This is a genomic window from Eubacterium sp. AF22-8LB, from assembly GCF_003458715.1.
Classification (GTDB): domain Bacteria; phylum Bacillota_I; class Bacilli_A; order Erysipelotrichales; family Erysipelotrichaceae; genus Holdemanella.
In genome coordinates this window covers 34,078-54,581 of record NZ_QRVI01000016.1, presented here as the reverse complement: position 1 = coordinate 54,581, position 20,504 = coordinate 34,078, and the positions used below count along the sequence as shown (strand labels likewise).

The following is a 20,504-nucleotide window of genomic DNA, read 5'->3' as shown; positions in this document are numbered from 1 at the left end:
TCATAAAATGCTCTCCTTTACCTTCATTATTGCAAAAAATTACTACCAACTTAACAAATCCCGATTGAGATTTCACCTGTTTTAAGAAATTTAATAACTGTTATATTTTATTATTAAATTCTTCGCACCCCCTTGAAAACACTGGATTTGTCGCAGGTGAGCTTTCCCTTATTATTTCCCTTGTGTTATATCGTCCCATCAGTGTTTATGCACTCTGATAAGGGCAAATACAAGGGCAAGAAAAATCTATAAGACAGTATAACACAAAATAAAAGTGACATGGTGAACTGATTGAAATGCTTCTTAATTTTTGCTACTACTGATTGATTAAATGATAAGGAGATGGGATACAATGAGAACAATATTTGCAGAATACAATCCACAGTGCAACAGCATTGATGTATATACTAATACGGGCTATATACTCCGTATTGATTGTTGGGAAGCAGAAAAAAATTTAAGAACCACACCTGGATCTGATTGTGCTTTGACATCGCTTGCAATCGATGAGCCATTAGAATATGCAAGGTTATATCTTGATGGGAATTTACAGATGTGGGTAGATGCTGAAGATTCATTAGAGTTATGATTATTCCAATCAAAATCTACTAGAATTTATTAAAAATTAGCTTCATAATTTTAAAAGGACAGCCCTATTGCTATGAGGCTGTCCTTAAAAATACAATAGATAAACCTAGATTATTCTTGCTACTATCTGATTGTTAAATTTTCTGTATTCCATATTGCAAATCTCCCTTTTCGCAATATTTTATTAGTATGAATGCCAGAATCGCTGAAAAAACACGTGCCAATACCGTACTCCACCATATCATAATCTGTCCACCAAATAAAGGTGGTAAAACAAGCATAAATATCAGCATCAATACTGGTTCAATGAATGTGAGAATGTATGACAATCCACTTTTTTCAGTAGCATAAAATCCAGCTGTCGCTATTCTGGTAATCGCAACAAATGGTAATGACACTAAAAATATAGGTACAATTTTAGAAATCTCAATACTTACTTCATAAGAAGCTCCGAAAACCCCTCCAATATTTGCTCTGTTTACATACATGATAATTCCACCACAAACAGCAAGAATTATTGCAAAAATGTATGCCATTCTCTGAACTCCTCTCAGGCTTTCTTGATCCTTCTCACCATAAAAACGGCTCATTAAAGGTTGACTTCCATCACCTACGCCCTGCAATATGAGATATATGATACAGATAATATAGGATACACATGCATAAGTTGCAATAGCTTTTTCTCCCCCATAAGAAGCGGAGAATCGGTTTATAAACACCAATGAAATATTAGGAGTCAATGCTAGCCCAAATGGTGCAAGACCTACTCTGAATATAGCGCCACACATTTCTTTTACATTTTTTAAGGATACATACACATAAAACTTTTTATTATATAATGCGTATATGATTGCAATTGCTGCAGTCACACCCTGTCCGGCTATTGTAGCTGTGGCTGCACCTTTCATGCCCATTTCATATATCCATACAAAGATAAAATCCAGAACAATATTGGTTATGAATCCACCAACCATCGCAAACATTGACCAGAAAGAGTTTCCATAATTTCTAATGAATGGCATCATTCCAGTTCCAAGAATCTGCAATATTGCTCCAAGTGCTATAATTTTGATATAATCTGTCGCATTTGTTAATATAATTCCATCTGCTCCAAGCAATCCTAAAATTTTAGACGAAAAGGAGTAAATAATTATGGTACTGATAACACTTACTATTACAAGAAGCCACCAGCTTGTAGCAATAAATTCTTCTGCCCGTTTTCCTTTCTTTTCTGCTGCATTAATTGAGTAATAAACAGCTCCTCCCATACCAATTCCTGTTCCAAGAGCCTGAATCAAAGCCACAATCGGATATGCAATATTAATAGCCGAAAGTCCAGCATCTCCTATGGTATTGCCTACAAAATATCCATCCACTATCGCATATATTCCTGATAATGCAAATGCTATAATAGATGGAATAACATATTTAAAAAATAATGATTTATGATTCATTTTTCTTACAATCTCCTTCCTTGAAAAGTCTGATAAACAGCTCTGTATTATCATTAAGACTTTCTATATTCTCTAATCCCATTTTTTCGATTACATATATTTCTTTTGAGTGCAGTTTTTCTATGATATCTTTCGTATATTCCATTCCTGATTCTGTGAGGCATATCAGCTTATTTCTCTTGTCTGAATCATCAGATACCATATTGATGTATCCTTTTTTCTGAAAATCTTTTAGTATCGTATTTACCGTTTGCTTAGGTATATTCCATTTTTCACTTATCATTTTCTGCGTGCATCTTCCATTACTTTCATAAAATGAATACAAAGCAAAAACTCCATTTGAAGACAGTCCCTGATCCTTTGACCATTCCTCATACATTGCTGTACATTCTTTCCATAAAGCATAATATCGTTGCAACTGTATTATCATATTATTATCTTTTCTCATCTTTTTTCTCCTTAAATTAGTACGAATCCGGACTTTTATAGTATAGTCCGAGTTCGTACTAATTGTCAAGATTTATTTATATACTTTTTCTTTATATAAACAATCAATAGTCCCTTACTAAGGACAGGAAGATTATGAAATTTCCCTGTCCTCTTTTAATAATATCCTCGTTCTTCCATCCAGTCTTTCACATAACATCTGATTCCAATATAAATAATATGCGACAGTAATAGCAATACAATAAGATTTATCGGATTAGCGTTTTTAATCCATTCTCCAAAGTAAATTACAACAGCTGTACTCGTTATCGCTACCACGATACTGATGATATCCCAACAATATTTCCGGTAGATTTTTCCTACCTGATAACCAATCCCGATTATCAGCCACCCGGTTATTACGAATAAAATTGCCATGACAGTACCGGCAATCAGCCAGTACACAATCCCGGAAAGAATACTGTTAGGTATTCCACTGCTTAACTGTCCGAAAGAGTCTGCACCTGTCACAAACTCCCGAAATAAACTTCCCATTCCTTTTCCTAACGCACCGAAAAAGACGATACAGTCGTTAAGGAAAACCGGCGAAAGAATCGCAGTAAACAGTGTTGTTGTTATGCTGTACCATGCCAGTAGAAACAAGATACTTTCATAACCAATCGTCATATTTTTATATTTCTTTTCTAACTGGCTTTTACGGCTATCGCATTTTTCTTTTGCTTTCCGGTAAGCAGTACGGTCACATTTTTCACATTTCTCATAAGGCACTTTTTTCTCAACAGCTACCTCTACCGTCTTTTGGTGTGTCTGTGCATAAAGTTTTTCCTGCTCTGCTTTTTCATACTTAAATTTCCATGCCACGGCTTCTGCGTCGGCTCTTTTCCTGCTGTCTGTCTCGCTGGTCAATCGTTCCTCTGTTTGCCTTAATCTTGTCCGCAATGCTTCGATATTCTCGGCTCTGTTTTCGCTGTTCAATTTCTCGTTCAAGGTCAGCGATTCGCTTAGCTGCCTGTTTAGTTCCTGGATTGTCTGGTCTTTCTGATCCAGTTCGTCCTGCATCTGTTCGGTCATCAGCAGAAGTTCTTCCACCTGCCCGACGTTCTCTAAGTTTCTGCATTCGCTCATCGATCTCCCTCGCTTTCTCTATCTGCTGTTTAAGGTCAGCAATTCGCTGTTCTGTTTCTGCAATAAGCTGTTCTCGTTGTTCAGCTTCTGCGTTAATTCCTGCCATTGCTGATTCTCGTTTTCCAACTGTTCGATTCTGGTTTTCTGTTGCTCGATCTGTGAGAGCAGTTCTTCTGTATCTGGCAAAAGATTTAGCAGCCTGGATAATTCGCTGTTTAAGCTTTTTAAACTCTGGTTCTGCTCCTGAAAAGACAGGAGCTGCCTGTCCCGTTCCTGCAATTCCTGTACCATCTCTGCCATAAGATTCTGCTGTTCCTCGATCTGGTTTATCATTGTCTCCATCATGGGAATGACTTCCCGGCTTTCTTCTAATGTCACGCAATCGCTCCTTCCATTGTGTTAATGCACTGGATACTTTTCCAAAAGAAATCTGTATTTTATCCAGCAGTGCATTTTGTCTTTTTATGATCTGGTTTTCCTCTACTTTCCATGAAGTAGAGGATGTCTGTCCGTTTTGAAATTTCTCGTCAATTTTTCTGGCATCTGCGCCCTCATGGATCGTCGGTATCTCTAATTTTCCCTGCCTTGCATAAGAACGGTGGTCAATGTGATTTTCCGTTTTCAAATGTGCATTACAGACGTTTGCCCATTCGCTCCGCCATAGCTCACAATTTTTCGGATTGTTCCACCCGGTAGCATCGGTTAATACACGTTTCCACTGTTTGCGGTTCCTTGTCCCGACTTTCTGGACTCCATTTTCATCAAGTACGGGGATTCGGATTCCATGACGGTCAGGGTTCTTTTTATCCTGCCACCAGTCCGGATGGGATTCATCCACCACAATATTTCCATTTTCATCTCTGACAAACTCCCAATCCTTGATTTCTTTGTTCCCCCATGAGTGGTCTGGATTGAATGGTCGCATCGTCACAAGTAAATGCACATGGGGATTTCCATCTCCTTTATCGTGGATACTCCAGTCCGCACACATTCCCTTATCTACAAAGGTCTTTTGAATATATTCAGTTGTATAATCAATCTGTTCCTGTCGGCTCCATTCTTTCGGAAGCGAAAATTCAAATGACCTGCCGAGTTGTGCATCCGAGGTCTTCTCAATCTTCAAAACTTCATTCCATAAACGCTGTTTCTGAAAAGTAAGTTTAAATTTTCCCAGTGCAGCATCTTTGTTATCTGCTCTTTTATATCGGGCAGATTTCTGAAACCGTCTGATATTTTCAGCAGGTACGTTCAGCCATTCCTGTGGTGCATTTTCACACATCAACAGGCTGGTATAAACGACTTCTTTTTTGGCAGTGTAGTAGCTGATCCTGCCTGTTTCTTCATTTTTCATCACATCACCATTGAGATACGCAGATGCTGATATGATGGATTTCCCTTTGCTGCGTCCAACAATCTTTACTGTATAATGAAAAATCGCCATGCTCCGTTTCCCCCTTTCTGCCGTATCCGGCTTTGATTTCCGGCAGGTAACGTTTTCCCAAAAAGAAAATGGTATCTGCCGGAACGCCCTCTGCGTAAGAGTGCCCTGTGCATAACAGCCTGCATGGAATGCGCCCCTCTGGCGAAGAGTGCCTCCTGCGGCATGAGCAGGTCTGGCTGAAAGCCCCGCCGACGGAACGAGCCCGGCAAGCATAAGCGCAGACCGGTTGCCACCTGTGGCAAACTTATACGGACGACCTCTGGTTGTCCATAAGTGCGCCCTTCATGAAAAAGCAATGAAGGGAATGGAAAATCCACTCCCTCCGGCATTACACTTCCTCCGTATTCGCAACTGGCTCTTTCTGCATTGCCTTTGAGAAGAATTTCCCATTTGCTTCCTGCCTTTTTAAGAAGCCGATCAGCTTTGGGATATCATCTTCCTCAATCGCAGAACCCAGCACCGATTCCACCGCACCACCAATCTGGCAGAGCCTGTGTGTCCGCTTTTTAGTTTCCACATCTTTCTGACGTTTCTTCAGTTCCCGTTTCTGTGCTGCATACTGTTTTGCTTTCTCAAGGCTTTCCTGTTCTTTCTTTTCCAACTGGAGCATACGCTCCTCATAACTCTTTGTTGATCTTGCCATAAATATCATCGTCCTTTCTTTTTCTTCCAAACATAAGTTTCCTGTTGTCTGTCAGACGAAGTACATGGTATAATCTGTTTGCGTGTAGGTATATCATGACTCCGGTCTGATAGAACCTTTGGCGGTTTCTTCGGGAACCGCTTTTTTAAGTTGAACCGTTTCTTGTGACTGCTTTCACATTTCCCTTATCCCTCAAGTCTCTGCCCTCGTTGGCTTCCATAAAAAGTTCCAGCATATCCGTTTTGATCAGGACTTTTCTCCCAACCTTTAATACCGGAAGTTTCTTCCATTCCACCAGTTTTCTCAGGGTGTTCCTGCCGATTCCCGTATAATCAGCAGCTTCTTCAATAGATAAGGCAATCTTTCTTTGTGTCATATGACCACCTCCTTTTAAATTGCATTATGCAATTTCATTTGTGCTGTCAGTATAGCGTGTTTATATTGCTTTGTCAAGCATTATGAAATTTCATTCGTTTTCTATAAATTGCATATTGCAATATATTTTGTTGCGTGGTATAGTAATGACATACCGAAAAAGGAGGCACATCAGCATGAAAGATAAAGAACTACGCAAGCTGATCGGCAGCAGGGCAAAACAGCGCCGTCTCGAATTAAATCTGACACAGCCTTATGTCGCAGAGAAGATGGGAGTTACCGCTTCCACAATCCTGCGTTATGAGAATGGTTCGATTGACAATACCAAAAAGATGGTACTGGAAGGTCTTTCGGAAGCACTTCATGTATCGATTGAATGGCTCAAAGGGGAAACCGATGAATATGAAACTGATATTACGGATAAGAAGGAATTGCAGATTCGTGATGTGATGGGCGATATTCTCAAACAGTTACCTCTTGATCTTAATAAAACAGAAGACGCTTTTTCTAAAGACTTACTGCTGTTAATGTTAAAGCAATATGAACTGTTTCTGGATTCGTTTCAGTTCGCCTGTAAAAATTACAAAGGCAGTACCAAAGATGCGGACATTGCCAAAGTAATGGGATTCGAATCGAAAGATGAATATAATGAGATTATGTTTCTCAGAGAGATCACACATACTGTCAACGCATTTAACGATATGGCAGATGTGATAAGGCTCTATTCAAAGAAACCGGAAGCAGCCGAACAAAGACTTGCCAATCTTTTATCCGAAGTTATGTATGAGGATTCTGAATCGGTATAGTAAGACAACCGGAGTTGTGATATACTTACACGCAAGAAGCATTTCAACAGTTCCGATTGTCTGATATCGAAAGGAGAAATACAATTATGGCAAAAGGATCTGTTAGAAAAAAAGGAAAAAAATGGTACTATCGCTTCTATGTAGAAGATGCAAGCGGTAAAATGGTTCAGAAAGAATATGCTGGAACCGAAAGTAAAAGTGAGACGGAAAAACTTCTCCGCAAAGCACTGGAAGATTACGAAAATAAGAAGTTTGTCGCAAAGGCAGACAGCCTTACGGTAGGAGAGCTTCTGGATATGTGGGCGGAAGAAGAACTGAAAACCGGGACACTCAGCAACGGCACAGTGGAAAATTATCTTGGTGCAATCCGCTGTATCAAAAAACACCCGATTGCAGACCGCAAACTGAAAACAGTTACTGCCGAACATTTACAGGCATTTCTTGATCTGCTTACATTCGGTGGTGAGTTTCCAGACGGGAAAGTAAGAAAGGGATACAGCAAAGATTATATCCATTCTTTTTCCGCAGTGTTACAGCAGTCATTCCGTTTTGCAGTATTTCCAAAACAACTAATCAGTTTCAATCCGATGCAATATATCAAACTGAAACGACAGGCAGAGGAAGTTGACCTCTTTTCCGATGATGAAGTGGAAGAAGGCACACAACCGATTTCGCATGATGATTACGAGCAACTTATCAAGTATCTGGAAAAGAAAAACCCACCTGCCATTCTACCGATTCAGATTGCGTATTATGCCGGGCTCCGTATCGGAGAAACCTGTGGTCTTACATGGCAGGACATTAACCTTGAGGAACAATGCCTGACCATAAAACGCAGTATCCGCTACGACGGCATGAAACACAAAAACATTATTGGACCAACGAAGCGGAAAAAAGTTAGGATTGTTGATTTTGGCGATACCCTGACTGAAATACTGAAAGCTGCCAGAAAGGAACAACTCAAAAACCGGATGCAGTATGGCGAATTATATCACCGCAATTACTACAAAGAAGTTCATGTGAAAAACAGAGTCTATTATGAATACTATCACCTTGACGGAACGCAGGAAGTCCCGGCAGATTACAAAGAAATCTCCTTTGTCTGCTTAAGACCGGATGGCTCTTTGGAACTGCCGAGTACACTCAGCATTGTATGCAGATCAGTGTCAAAGAAACTGGAAGGATTTGAAGATTTCCATTTCCACCAGTTACGTCACACCTACACCAGCAATCTGCTTTCCAATGGGGCTGCACCGAAAGATGTACAGGAACTGTTAGGACACTCTGATGTCAGTACCACAATGAATATTTACGCTCACTCAACAAGAAAAGCAAAACGGGATTCCGCAAGACTTCTTGATAAAGTAGTGAGCAATGCTTAACTAAAAATTTCCCTTATTTCCCTTGCGGATTCCGCATAAGGGCAAAGATAAGGGAAAATACATATCATTTCACTATCTAAGAGGCTGTAAGCCTTGAAAAATAAGGAAAGTTCAGGAAATCTCTCCACAAATTCCGATTTATCTTTTTCTTCTTAAATAATACTATTGTAAGAATTGACGTACTCTCATCATTAAAATGACAAGATTCTCTTTCTCTCATTGCGAGAAATGGAGCATCGCAAAGCTTTCAGCATGGTTCTAGACCTTGCATATAGTCTTTACATAACTCTTGTTTTTTGAGCATTTCCGATCCATGTGGACCGTACTCTGTATTCTCATACTGTATCCAGCAGGGCTTACGCCTGAAACCTAACTGGATGAGAGATTCTTTAAGCTAGAATCCAAAGCAGTGTTTCATTGTGTGTCCACATTTTTTCTTATTTAGAATCAATGTATCCTGCATCTTGACAAAATGTGGAAAGTCAAGATGACAGGTTTCAAAATCAGGGACAGTCAATGTATCGTCAGTATGACAAATTAGAAAGGCAGAATACAAATCTCTTTGTACTTTACATCCTGCAATCGTTTTAAATCTTTCATTTAAAGTAGGTTTGATGTATTCACCAGTATCATGGTGAAGTTGAGAAGCTCGGTATTGATGAATATCTATTTCGTAGTATGGTATTCCATATTGTGTTGCCTTTGTTTTTAAATCGGCCTGCATAAGGCCTGGAGAACGGTTCTTGATGGAGTGTCCATAGCGTTTCTTAGTTTATATTTGCACACCATCTTCAAAGAGCCATCTTTTTGTTTAACAGCCGTTGCCTCATCTTTACGCTCTGTCTTCTTTGATTTCTTTTGCAGAGCTTTAAAGTTCATTGGTTCAAGGATCAGCTCACTCGTATTTTTTTAGAGCTTGTTGATGAAGGTATGGTGTGAAGTCTTAATGTAAGCAGATTGTTTTCGATAGAGAACTCGAACTTGGCGTTTTAAATGTCTACATCGTTTTGTGGTTTTCCATTTGTGTTTTCCCTTTTTGACTGTACCATTCTTGTTATAGTTTTCTGGATTATGCTTTCGCATAGATGCATCTATCAGATTCTGCTTATGACGAATCTCTTTTTCATAATTTACAGAATCTGGAGCTAGTTCTTCCAGATGGACCTCGTTGTTTGAGACTGTCGCAATCGTAGAGGTTCCGAAGTCAACGCCTGTACGATGTCCACCATCTTCTGACAATTTAATTCGTTTTGGTGCATCACCTCGAAGTGTGATCACTACATAATATTTGAATCCACTGTTGAATTCGATTCTTTTTAAAAAGGAGTAGACGACATCCTTCTTCAAATCTGAGGAAGAAATGATGTTCTGGATATATTCATCTTCTGGAATACGCACTTTAAAATAGTGCTTCATAAAGCAGATGGTATCCCATCTAGAAAGACGCACTCCTGTTGCAGCACATTTTTGTTTGATACAGTCAAAACTATTGTATCTTCGATAATGAAGATGACGCCCATCCCCAAAAAGAACCTTTTCTACTCCCTTATATACAGCGTCAGCTTCTGCCTGTGCCTGATGAGAGTTGATGTAGTTCTTGTATTTCTTTTGTTCTTTGGATACGAACTTACACAAAGAAGTCTTCGTAAGATTATACTCTTTTTGTTTAATACACATGATATTTGATAACTCTTTTTTCTTCTTCTTTTCAGAAGCTGACAGTTCAGAACCTTTCTTTTTAGAAAATTCAGCTTCTCCATAAGCTTTGCGTGCATCCACATATTCTGTATCATGAAACAAAGCATTCAAACGATTAGTAGCATATTGAACTAATTGATTATGCATCTGATTTGCATAGAAAAAAGATTTCGACAAAAAACGTTTCTCAGATCCACTTAGTTCCAATTGAAAGCGTACTGTATACATATCGAAATCTCCCTTTTTTACGATGCATTCTACGTATATATTATATCATGATTCGTGTATAGAAACTGTTGAAAAACTGTTACATACGTCATTCATCTCATGACTAAAGTCACGAGCGTTCTGACTTTAACAGTAAATAAATCATATTTTTAGACTTAAATCACTAAGATTCCTGCCATTTCTAAAATGACACAAAGAATAAATAAAATAACAATTAATAATACGGGTGAAAAACCTTTTTTTAGTATCTTTGTACAACCAAAAAATACACATAAAGAAAGAACTCCTGGCAATACCATATCTAAATCCGATTGAATGTTTACCACATCGATTGAAACAAATCTCTGCACTAAAATTCCTACCACAAACATACCTAGCATGCTTGCGGCTAAAGTAACATTCTTTAAAAAACTATCAGATAGATCTGTAACAAGCTTCGTACCCTTCTTATAACCTAATTCTTGGGTAATCCATAAAAAGCCAAAGCGTAATACATTCCATGCCACAAAAAAGAAAATAGGTCCTAGAACATTTTGCGATAACGCAAGGGATGCTGCAACCGCAGCTAAAATTGGACGCATTGTAAACCAGAACACGGGATCTCCTACACCTGCCAATGGTCCCATCAATCCAACTTTGACCTCATTGATTTTTTCATCCGTAATATCACTGCCTTTTGCCTTTTCTTCTTCCATAGCCAAGACAATACCAACAATTGGAGCAGACACATATGGGTGCGTATTATAAAACTTTAAATGGCGTTCTACAGCCAAATCATAGTCTTCTTTGTTTGGATATAATTCTTTCAATGCCGGAAGTAAGCCGTAGCACCAGCCTCCATTTTGCATACGTTCAAAATTCCATGAACCTTGTAAATATTGATGGTTTAAACAAACCTTTAATCTTGTACTCTTCTTCATATAAACCACCTACTCATAATCGTTTAAGATATCCCCTAATGGATCATCACTTGTCTTTGTGGAAGTTTCTTTTGTGTTCAGCAACATAAACAGCCAAACTAAACCACCACCAATAAAGCATAACGATAGTAAAGACAAGCTTGTCATGCATGCCAAACCAAAGCCAATCATAAAGAATGGATAAGTAAATTTAGAGCCTAATACATTAGCTACAATCGCAAAGCCAACCACACAAACTACACCAGAACCAATCAATAAGCCTTTATAAATTGAGACTGGAATCATTTCCAAGATTGAACAAATCACGGTTGATGGAATCAACAATAAAACAATAGTAGGAATCAAAACACGAATTCCCTGCATACAAATACCAATCCATTGATAGTATGAAACTTTTTTTGTTTCATCCATCTTATGTACAAGTTTGATTGCCAGATTACGGCATACCTTTGTCAAAGATAAACCCACTAAAGATAATGGAATCGCAAGCGCAATACTGATTGCGATGACATATCGAGTATCAATTGCACTATTTAATCCATGAACCATCAATATAGATGAGATCACACTAGCTAAACATACATCGGGTGCAACAGCCGCACCAATATTGGCCCACCCTAAGGCAATCAATTGTAAAGATCCACCTAATAATAATCCTTCTGCTAAATGGTTTGTCACTAAACCAATTAAAGTACAGGCAACAATGGGTTGATGAAATTCAAACTCATCTAAGATGCCTTCAATACCTGCGACAAATGCCACAAGTAAAACTAAAATAAACTGCATAAACATCCTCATTTCCTTTTTATTTTTTTGAAGTCTTTAGAATTTAAAAAATAATACAAGATAAAAGCCCATACAAGAAGGAGTACCGCACCTAACGATATAAATGTCTTATAATAAGGATATCCAAAAACAGCTCCTACGCTTAAGATCAAGCCAACAAAAATATAGGATACAAATTCCTGGATTACATCATAGATTTCTTGAAAACTATATTGATTATGTGTAGCTTCGTTTTCCTGTAGTCCATCATACATACCTTGTGCAATATTTTTTAAAAACCTTTTCATATGTATACTATACACCAGAAAAGGGCTTTTCCCTAGAAAAAGCCCTTTCATTTTTAACAAAATTATTTATTTAGCATATGCAGTGCTATTCTTATTAGACATATACCCATCACAACCAGCACCACTGTATTTAATAACCAATTACCGAAAGTATCTGGCACTTTATAAATGAAAACGGTACATGCGCAAAGTAGAATGAGAATGATTTCTATCAATGAATTTTTAATTGTTTCCATATGTGTACCTCTCTTTTCACTTTCAGTATAATTCGCTTTATATAAAGTACAATAGGCACACATACGATTGAACAGACATTTAGCATATGCTTAATTTATATTTAATCTTTGTAAAGTTTTATTTACATTCATCACTTCATTTTATTTGCAAGTTCCTTTAAAGAGGATTATCATTAAATTAAATAACCAAAAAGAAATGGAGCTTAATATGATCAACATACCCGAGATATTGGTCGCAAACGGGACTGGTGCGTTTTTAGTTCTTTTTTTACTCTTATATAGAATACGAATTGATCAAACAAATCGATTCGATGAAAAAACATACAACCTCCTCTTGATTGTTACTTTTACCGCTACTCTATGTGAAACACTTAGTTTTTTGATTGATGGTAAAATTGGATTTCTATTTTATATTCTTCAATATATCTCAAATACAATAGCCGCAGGTATCTCAATTATAATCGGTTATTGTTGGTGTCTATTCGTAGAATATCATATTTATAGAAATTTTAATCGTATCAAAAAGAAATCGAAAATTTTAGCCATTCCACTTATCATCGCTATGATTTTATTAATTATCAATTTATGTGGTACAGGTATTATTTTCGATATTTCAAAGAAAAACGAATATACTCGTGGCCCTGTTAATTTTATTTTATATATTATAGTCTTTATGTATTACATTGAAAGTATGTATACTGTTCAAAAAGCTAAAAATGATTCTATTTTAGTCGAATTCTTTCCTATTTACTACTTTATCATTCCGTGCATGATAGGCACTATGATTCAAGGCTTATTCTTTGGAATTTCCACAATCTGGCTATGTATCGCAATCGCATTTATCTTAGTTTATATTGAATTTCAAATATCCATATCCTTTATCGATGATCTTTCAGGATTATACAATCGGAAATACATGAACCATTATTTAAATAAACTACAAAATGATAAAACTAAACATGTATATGGATTCTTATTGGATATCAATGAATTTAAAGTTATCAACGATACATATGGACATCTAAAAGGTGATCATGCCATTATTCAATTCGGTAAAATTCTACTACATTCAATCGATAAAGATTCAGTCGCCATTCGTATGGGTGGTGATGAATTTGTCATTTTCGCAAAATTACAGTCCGATGCTGAAGCTATTAAATTGAAAAAACGGATTGAAAACAATGTTCGTCAATTTAATATTCATGGCAAAGAACCATTCCATCTATCTTTCTCGATTGGAATAACTAAATTTAATGGTAAAAATATCGATGCATTCTTATCGGCTATGGACGATTCTATGTATGAAGCTAAAAATATGCATCGTTTAATGCAGTAATCAAGGCGAGCTGATCGCCTTTTTTTGTACAAGAAAAAAAGATGAGCATTGTTTACTCATCTAATTTATCGATCACTTTTTTAATATAGTAGGTTCTTATTAAACCAAAAACCAAGATAAAGATTCCTACAATAGAAATGGCTTTTTCTTGATACAACAAGCCGAACACAAAGACAACAATGCCAAGCCCTGCAAGCTGTAATTGTTTAAAAACAACCTTTTGTTTATCATTCATTAGCGAACAGTTACACCGTTAGGCATTTCTTTTGCGACTGTGACAAATGACAAGTCTTTATCATCTGTAGCACACAAAATCATACCATATGATTCTACGCCACGTAATTTAACTGGTTTTAGATTTGTGACAACCACAACCTGTTTTCCAACCAAATCTTCTGGCTTGTAGTGTTTCGCAATTCCACTAACAACCTGGCGAACTTCACCACCTAAATCAATTTGTTCTACCAATAAACGGTCTGCCTTTGGATGTGGTTCACATTTAACGATTGTACCCACTTTAAATTGAAGCTTCGCAAAATCATCAATTGTAACTTCTTCAACCTTTGGCTCTTCTTTTTTAGGTTCTTCTTTTTTAGCTGCTTCTTTTTCTTTGTTGAACTCTTCCATAAATTTCTTTTCATCAATACGTGCAAACAATGGTTCACACTTTTCAACAACATGAATATCTGTTTCTAGGTTTCCAAATGAATCGCAAGAATCTAAATCCGTTACCTTTGTATTTAAATATGCGAACATCTTATCTGCCGTTTCAGGCAAGAATGAATGTAACAATACAGCTGAAATACGGATAGATTCTAACAAGTTATATAGAACTGTAGCTAAACGATCCTGTTTTGATTCATCCTTAGCTAGTACCCAAGGCATTGTTTCATCAATATACTTATTAGTACGACGTAGTAATGTGAATACTTCATCCAATGCATCTCCTACACGAAGCTCATCCATTTTAGCTTCTACTTTCTTCTTAGTCTCTAAAGCACAAGCCTTTAGTTCTTCATCAACAGGTTCACATACATTTGGATTTGTGACTAAGCCACCAAAGTATTTATTTGACATCGCAATTGTACGAGATACTAAGTTTCCTAAAATATTCGCTAAGTCTGAATTAATTCTTTCAATCATCAATTCCCAAGTGATTGTTCCATCTTGGGCAAAAGGCATTTCATGTAAGCAGTAGTAACGAACAGCGTCTACACCAAAGTGAGCTACTAAATCTTCTGCATAGATTACGTTACCTTTTGATTTAGACATTTTGTCACTTCCCGTTAATAACCATGGGTGACCAAATACCTTTTTAGGTAAAGGTAAATCTAATGCCATTAAAATAATTGGCCAATAGATTGTATGGAAACGCAAAATATCTTTTCCGATAATATGCGTTGCAGGCCAGTACTTATTGAATTTTTCATCACTTTTACCATTCGCATGATAACCAAGCGTAGTAATATAGTTACTTAAAGCATCGATCCATACATATACAACATGTTTTGGATCAAAATCTACAGGCACACCCCAAGTAAATGATGTACGAGAAACACAAAGATCTTGTAGTCCTGGACGCAAGAAGTTGTTTAACATTTCGTTCTTACGTGATTCTGGCTGAATGAAATCAGGATGATCCTCAATATATTTGATCAAACGATCTGCATATTTTTGCATATTAAAGAAGTAAGCTTCTTCCTTTGCCTTTTTAACAGGACGACCGCAATCAGGACAACATCCATCGACCAACTGAGACTCTGTCCAGAAAGATTCACAAGGCGTACAATACCATCCTTCGTATGTTCCTTTATAAATATCTCCTTGATCGTATAAGCGTTTAAAAATGCTTTGTACTTCTTTAACATGATAATCATCTGTTGTACGTACAAAATAATCATAACTAGTATTCATCAAATCCCAGTTTGATTTAATTTGAGCAGCTACGTCATCCACAAATTCTTGTGGACTTACACCAGCAGCCTTTGCCTTTTCTTCAATTTTTACACCATGCTCATCCGTACCTGTCTGGAAGAATACATCGTATCCCTGTGCTCTTTTAAAACGAGCAATCGCATCAGATAAAATAATTTCATATGTATTTCCAATATGAGGTCTACCTGATGTATACGCAATGGCCGTTGTTAAATAAAATGGTTCTTTCTTTTGTGTCATCTATATTTCCTCCTATCATAAAAATTAAAAAAGCTTTCATCCAAGGACGAAAGCTTCGTGGTACCACCTTAGTTTGTGTTTTCACACCTCAAGCTGTTAACGCCAGCATACGTCTTTACCTACCTATCGATAAAGAAGCTCCAAGACCATATTCTCTATATATTGCACACAGATTTTCACCAAAATTATCTGCTCTCTACAGAACTCTATATAAATACTCTTCTTTTCTTAGCTTATTGACTGCTCTATTATACGCTATAAAGTGCATATTGAGCAAATTTATTTCGCCGCTTTTGTCAAAATTCGTACAAGCGGCAAAGCCTTTTGTGGACAATTTGAAACACCCATATGATATTTAGGCTTTGTAGGACCATGATAGTCACTACCACAAGAAACAAATAATTTACGTTGCGAAACTATCTTTAATGCTGCCGCAACCGTTTGTTCATGAATATCATTTGAGAAGCATTCCACTCCATCCATACCTAAATCAACGATTTCTTCTAATACTTCATCTGAAATATAATCTAAATGCCAGCTTGATAAAACAGCTATTCCACCCGCATTATGAATCGCATTAATAACAGCTTGCGCACTTGGATAGCTTGCCTTGACATAACAAGGGCCGTTCTTACCAAACACATCCGATTCAAAGCGCGCCATTGCCACACTTTCACTTTCGCAGCCATCAATATATTTCTTTACAAATGGTAATAAACGCGTTCTTTCGTTATGGAATACCATTTTTGTGATTTCATTCGGCGTAATTGTCTGGAAGCGCGAATTTGAAATCAAAGAATTTACATCAATTCGAATACCAGAATAATTTTCAAATTTTTGAACACGTTCCATCGAAAGCTCTTTTTCTCGCTTTAATGAGTTTTGTTCTAACACCTCAAACACTTCGTTTGTCCAATCAATATAATATCCTAAAATACGTACACGCATTCTTTTATATTGGGCATCAATTTCAACACCAGGAATGTATTGGATGTTATAAAGACTTGAAAAACGCATTGCAGCCGCATTGGCTCTTGCACAGTTATGGTCTGTGATGGAAATGACTTCCAATTTATTTTCCTTTGCCTGCTTAAACAACTCTTCTACATCATAATATCCATCATCACTATAATTTGAGCGGATATGTAAATCAATTGGAGTAATTGTTAGCTCTTCTTTTTCAGGTTCTTGTTTAACTTCAAAACGAATATCCTGATCCGGTTCATTTACAGTAACCAAGCCAAAAATCAAATCAAATAACGTTTGTTGATTTGGTGTAATCAACACAACAATTCCATTTAAAACCCACCATGCGATGACACCTGGCACCTGAAAGAAAAATCCTAAAATCATAAGTGGAAGTCCAAAACCTAGAGCTTGTCTTAAAATTAGCTGTAAAGGCATAGCCTCCTTCTTACTTCTATTTACCAATTTTAGATCCATCATAGCATATCCAAATGACTGTCCATTTGTTCGTGCCGTAAAAAATGCCAACAATAGTACACTTGAGACAAAAAGTAATGCGAACATCAAATAGAATAATAAATCAAAGAAATGTGGTGGAATCAATCCACACATAATTAATAAAAATTCAATAACCCATATATAAACAGGCAACAAACAAATATTGATATCCATTAAGAATGCAAAGAAATGATTTTGATAATCCGCTACACTTCGCTTTAATGGAGTGGCATATTTGTATCCACCTGCACGATACAATTTCGATTTTTTCTGGAAATATGCTAGAGTTAAATCTTTAACATTGTATTTCTGTTTTTTCATAAAATCATAAGCCTTTCTCGCACTATTATAACAATTTTTAAGCATGAAAAAAAGGGCCATAGCCCTTAATCTTGTTTTCTTAGACGTTTTAACACAAATGTTAACATACCTAATGACATTGCACATAACCATGCGTAAAGCGTTACATTTGTATTTGTAGCTGTATTGATTAATCCACTTTTTCTTGTATTCATACTATAAGTCTGAGCTTCTTTTACAAGTTCACGATAGTTTTTACCGCCCTTGCTTACCAATTCAGCGTTCACAGCACTACGATCTGCAGCCGATAATTGCATCCAGCTTGGCATACCAGATAGAATTTTTTGATAATTATAGCTATTTGCCATCGCAAATACATTTCCACTTGAGCTTGTTAAATACGTCTTAATAAAGTTTTCTGCAGCCACTGTCGTTGCCTGTTTAGAAGTAGTTGGAACACTTTTAGTTTGAGGTGTTGGTACAACTTTTGGCTGTTCTTGAGTAACCTGTTGTTTGACAGGTACATCAACAGTTACATTTTGTTGAACATTCTTTGATTCATCTTTTACATCCAATGTAACAGTTGTATATTCAAAGTTATCATTGTTGTCAAAATAAGCATTTAACTCATCTAACATTTTATCTACTTCATCCTGTGTTGAAGCATCATTTTGAAGAACCACATCACATGCCTCTAATTCCTTTTTAAAGTTATTGTAAGATGCTTCTGTAAGCATATCTTTATCTGTCTTTAAAAAGTCATAGCCCTCAGCTACTTTATCTTTTAAAGCCGAAAAATCCGCCTTTTTCGTTAATTTGGCCACAGCTTGATTTAATGCATCCTGTGCCTTATTTACTTCATCATACGTACTAGCAGCATTCTTCAATACTGTTAAAGCATGTTCCAATGTCTTTTCATACACATTATAGCTTTCTTTTGTATAATCATCCTTATTGTATGTACTTGATTGATCTGTCAATGCATTTAAGCCTGAAATATTGACCAAAGCTTTTTTGGCATTTTCTAAATTAACTTGTTCATTCGAAAGCTGTTCAATCGTTACTTCTGGTAAAACAACTAACGCATCCGCTTCATCTATACATGCCTTTAAAACTGCATAGCTATCCGATGTAAAGTTTTTTGCATCTAAGCTTTTCGCATCCTTTAAAGATAATTCCAATGCATTCTTCGCATTTGCGACTAATTTATTTGCTTCATCGACTACAATTTCATAAGCACTTAAAGTACATCCATCTTCTTTTTTCATACCTGCATCGGTATAGGCAGTTTCATAAGCTGCTTTAATCTGATCTTGATTTTCTGAAGTTAGATCCATAAACAATTTATTTCCTGTTAAGACAGACAAATAATTTGCTTCATCTACTTTAGTAATCAATTTATATGTATCATTTTCTTTTGTACTTAAATAATTCTTAATAAATTCTTCAGCTGAAATTGCTTGTTGGGCTTTTTCTTCTAATTTTACTGGCTGTACATGCTTGGCAAGTACATCAACGCTAGGATTCGAAGCCACACAAACCGCAACAGCACTTGCTACACAATAAACCTTTGCTTTATTCACGACAAACCCTCCATTTCATTCCACTATTTTACTCCGAAAATTTCAATTGGTCTAGTCCCAATATTCTACGACAAACTTTCGAGCCCATGCGTCCGTCGCTTCTAATTGCTCGATTGTTGGATTTTCAATATATTTAGCCTGCTTACAAGCCTGCTCAATACTTTCTTCAATCTGCAAGAAAGAAATCTTCTTTTCTAAGAATAATTGTACTGCCTGTTCATCGGCTCCATTAAAAACAGCTCCCAAATTCCCTTCTTTTCTACCAATAGAATAAGCTAACTTCAACATTGGATAACGGGCATAATCCATTTCTTTAAAATTCAAATCCATTGTCTTTGTCATATCCAAAGGATGATCCTCTTTTAACACAGGACGATCTGGATAACACAAAGCATATTGAATTGGTAATCGCATATCTGCAGAGCCTAATTGCGCTATAATCGCATTATCGTTGTATTCAACCATTGAGTGTACAATACTTTGACGATGTAATACCGTATCGATTTTGTCGTAGGACAAATCAAATAGATAATGGGCTTCAATGACTTCAAATCCCTTATTTACCATCGTTGCACTATCCACTGTAATTCGTTTTCCCATATTCCAGTTTGGATGTTTTAACGTTTCTTCTACTGTAACATTCCCCAATTCATCTCTGGTTCTATCTCTAAAGCTTCCACCACTTGCCGTAATAATCAAGCGTTTTACATCTGCACTGCGATTTCCTTGTAAGGATTGGAAGATGGCAGAATGCTCAGAATCGATTGGATATAGTTTCGTATTTGTTTCATGTAATGCTTGACGAACTAGAACGCCACCTGCGACTAAACTTTCTTTATTGGCTAGTGCAACATCAATTCCCTTCTTTAAGGATGTTAATGTGGGCTTTAAGCCTCTAAAACCTACAACAGCATTCACTAGTAAATCATACTCACAGTTTTCAATACAATCCACCATCGCATTATCCCCACTATAAACAGTTACACCACTTAAATCCTTTGCCTTGGAAACATCTGAAATGCCTGCCACTTTGATTGTAGGATGCTTATCAATGATTTTTTGCATCACATTTACTTGATGTCCAGCTGCAATTCCAACTAGACAAAATTGATCTGGATGTTGTTCAATCACATCCACAGTTTGTAAACCAATAGAGCCTGTAGCTCCTAATAATAATATTCTTTTCATAACTTAATCACCTGTACTTATAATTCTAACACAATACAGATT

The 20,504-nt window shown here is 36.7% G+C and carries 22 protein-coding genes and 1 other annotated feature; of the genes, 4 read left to right on the top strand and 18 right to left on the bottom strand.

What is annotated here, in order from left to right:
- The first annotated feature begins 352 nt into the window (after positions 1-352).
- Positions 353-589: a DUF6061 family protein gene (locus tag DWY01_RS07470; RefSeq protein ID WP_002578301.1), complete on the top strand. Its 237-nt coding sequence runs from the start codon at positions 353-355 to the stop codon at positions 587-589.
- Positions 590-722: 133 nt separating this feature from the next.
- Here DWY01_RS07470 and DWY01_RS07465 read toward each other — a convergent pair whose 3' ends face one another.
- From DWY01_RS07465 to DWY01_RS07435, 7 genes are all read right to left on the bottom strand, one after another.
- A complete protein-coding gene (locus DWY01_RS07465) occupies positions 723-2,042 on the bottom strand; it encodes an MATE family efflux transporter (RefSeq protein ID WP_109214827.1) in 1,320 nt (439 codons plus the stop codon).
- Entirely contained in the window at positions 2,032-2,490 is a 459-nt protein-coding gene (locus DWY01_RS07460; RefSeq protein WP_108817235.1) for a MarR family transcriptional regulator, read from the bottom strand. Before DWY01_RS07460 ends, DWY01_RS07465 begins: the two co-directional genes overlap by 11 nt.
- Positions 2,491-2,645: 155 nt before the next feature.
- Complete coding sequence (locus DWY01_RS07455; RefSeq protein ID WP_021369328.1) at positions 2,646-3,350, bottom strand: DUF6040 family protein; 705 nt, start codon at positions 3,348-3,350, stop codon at positions 2,646-2,648.
- Positions 3,334-5,055, bottom strand: coding sequence for a MobA/MobL family protein (locus tag DWY01_RS07450; RefSeq protein WP_009243741.1), 1,722 nt, complete (start codon positions 5,053-5,055; stop codon positions 3,334-3,336). The genes DWY01_RS07455 and DWY01_RS07450 overlap by 17 nt, the downstream gene beginning before the upstream one ends.
- Complete coding sequence (locus DWY01_RS12000; RefSeq protein WP_009243740.1) at positions 5,031-5,384, bottom strand: hypothetical protein; 354 nt, start codon at positions 5,382-5,384, stop codon at positions 5,031-5,033. The genes DWY01_RS07450 and DWY01_RS12000 overlap by 25 nt, the downstream gene beginning before the upstream one ends.
- Entirely contained in the window at positions 5,384-5,698 is a 315-nt protein-coding gene (locus DWY01_RS07440) for a DUF3847 domain-containing protein (protein WP_002578306.1), read from the bottom strand. The genes DWY01_RS12000 and DWY01_RS07440 overlap by 1 nt, the downstream gene beginning before the upstream one ends.
- Positions 5,699-5,843: 145 nt before the next feature.
- Positions 5,844-6,074, bottom strand: coding sequence for a helix-turn-helix domain-containing protein (locus DWY01_RS07435; RefSeq protein ID WP_002578307.1), 231 nt, complete (start codon positions 6,072-6,074; stop codon positions 5,844-5,846).
- A 175-nt stretch (positions 6,075-6,249) separates the two neighbouring features.
- Here DWY01_RS07435 and DWY01_RS07430 point away from each other — a divergent pair, with 175 nt between their 5' ends.
- Entirely contained in the window at positions 6,250-6,879 is a 630-nt protein-coding gene (locus tag DWY01_RS07430; RefSeq protein ID WP_117347817.1) for a helix-turn-helix domain-containing protein, read from the top strand.
- 86 nt (positions 6,880-6,965) lie between these two features.
- Positions 6,966-8,261 carry a tyrosine-type recombinase/integrase gene (locus DWY01_RS07425; protein ID WP_117347818.1) on the top strand — a complete coding sequence of 432 codons (1,296 nt, stop codon included), beginning with the start codon at positions 6,966-6,968 and terminating at the stop codon, positions 8,259-8,261.
- Positions 8,262-8,655: 394 nt separating this feature from the next.
- Here the strand turns inward: DWY01_RS07425 and DWY01_RS07420 are convergent, their stop codons facing one another.
- The 6 genes from DWY01_RS07420 to DWY01_RS11530 form a co-directional block, all read right to left on the bottom strand.
- Positions 8,656-8,985, bottom strand: a complete 330-nt coding sequence (locus DWY01_RS07420) for a hypothetical protein (RefSeq protein WP_117995523.1) — start codon at positions 8,983-8,985, stop codon at positions 8,656-8,658.
- Between the two features lie 185 nt (positions 8,986-9,170).
- On the bottom strand, positions 9,171-10,187 hold the full coding sequence (locus tag DWY01_RS07415; RefSeq protein ID WP_117995522.1) for a hypothetical protein: 1,017 nt from the start codon (positions 10,185-10,187) through the stop codon (positions 9,171-9,173).
- Positions 10,188-10,342: 155 nt separating this feature from the next.
- A complete protein-coding gene (locus DWY01_RS07410) occupies positions 10,343-11,107 on the bottom strand; it encodes a PTS system mannose/fructose/sorbose family transporter subunit IID (protein ID WP_117995521.1) in 765 nt (254 codons plus the stop codon).
- Positions 11,108-11,116: 9 nt separating this feature from the next.
- Entirely contained in the window at positions 11,117-11,893 is a 777-nt protein-coding gene (locus DWY01_RS07405) for a PTS sugar transporter subunit IIC (protein ID WP_243001989.1), read from the bottom strand.
- 8 nt (positions 11,894-11,901) lie between these two features.
- Complete coding sequence (locus DWY01_RS07400; protein ID WP_117995519.1) at positions 11,902-12,180, bottom strand: hypothetical protein; 279 nt, start codon at positions 12,178-12,180, stop codon at positions 11,902-11,904.
- Between the two features lie 62 nt (positions 12,181-12,242).
- Positions 12,243-12,416 (bottom strand): hypothetical protein, encoded by a 174-nt coding sequence (locus DWY01_RS11530; protein WP_158553673.1) that lies wholly within the window; start codon positions 12,414-12,416, stop codon positions 12,243-12,245.
- Positions 12,417-12,624: 208 nt separating this feature from the next.
- Between DWY01_RS11530 and DWY01_RS07395 the strand changes: the two genes are divergently transcribed.
- Entirely contained in the window at positions 12,625-13,752 is a 1,128-nt protein-coding gene (locus DWY01_RS07395) for a GGDEF domain-containing protein (RefSeq protein ID WP_199519919.1), read from the top strand.
- 52 nt (positions 13,753-13,804) lie between these two features.
- On the opposite strand, the gene DWY01_RS07390 is transcribed toward DWY01_RS07395, so the two are convergent.
- The 5 genes from DWY01_RS07390 to dxr all read right to left on the bottom strand — a co-directional run bounded on the left by DWY01_RS07390 (position 13,805) and on the right by dxr (position 20,462).
- Positions 13,805-13,987: a hypothetical protein gene (locus DWY01_RS07390; protein WP_117995517.1), complete on the bottom strand. Its 183-nt coding sequence runs from the start codon at positions 13,985-13,987 to the stop codon at positions 13,805-13,807.
- The gene (metG, locus tag DWY01_RS07385; protein ID WP_117995516.1) at positions 13,987-15,927 is read right to left on the bottom strand and encodes a methionine--tRNA ligase; all 1,941 of its coding nucleotides are present in this window, start codon (positions 15,925-15,927) and stop codon (positions 13,987-13,989) included. The genes DWY01_RS07390 and metG overlap by 1 nt, the downstream gene beginning before the upstream one ends.
- A 39-nt stretch (positions 15,928-15,966) precedes the next feature.
- Positions 15,967-16,166, bottom strand: a binding site (T-box leader).
- 40 nt (positions 16,167-16,206) lie between these two features.
- Positions 16,207-17,712 carry a PHP domain-containing protein gene (locus DWY01_RS07380; protein WP_199519918.1) on the bottom strand — a complete coding sequence of 502 codons (1,506 nt, stop codon included), beginning with the start codon at positions 17,710-17,712 and terminating at the stop codon, positions 16,207-16,209.
- A 65-nt stretch (positions 17,713-17,777) separates the two neighbouring features.
- Positions 17,778-19,274, bottom strand: a complete 1,497-nt coding sequence (locus DWY01_RS07375; RefSeq protein WP_117995514.1) for a hypothetical protein — start codon at positions 19,272-19,274, stop codon at positions 17,778-17,780.
- A gap of 51 nt (positions 19,275-19,325) precedes the next feature.
- Positions 19,326-20,462 (bottom strand): 1-deoxy-D-xylulose-5-phosphate reductoisomerase, encoded by a 1,137-nt coding sequence (gene dxr / locus DWY01_RS07370; protein WP_117995513.1) that lies wholly within the window; start codon positions 20,460-20,462, stop codon positions 19,326-19,328.
- Positions 20,463-20,504 lie beyond the last annotated feature (42 nt).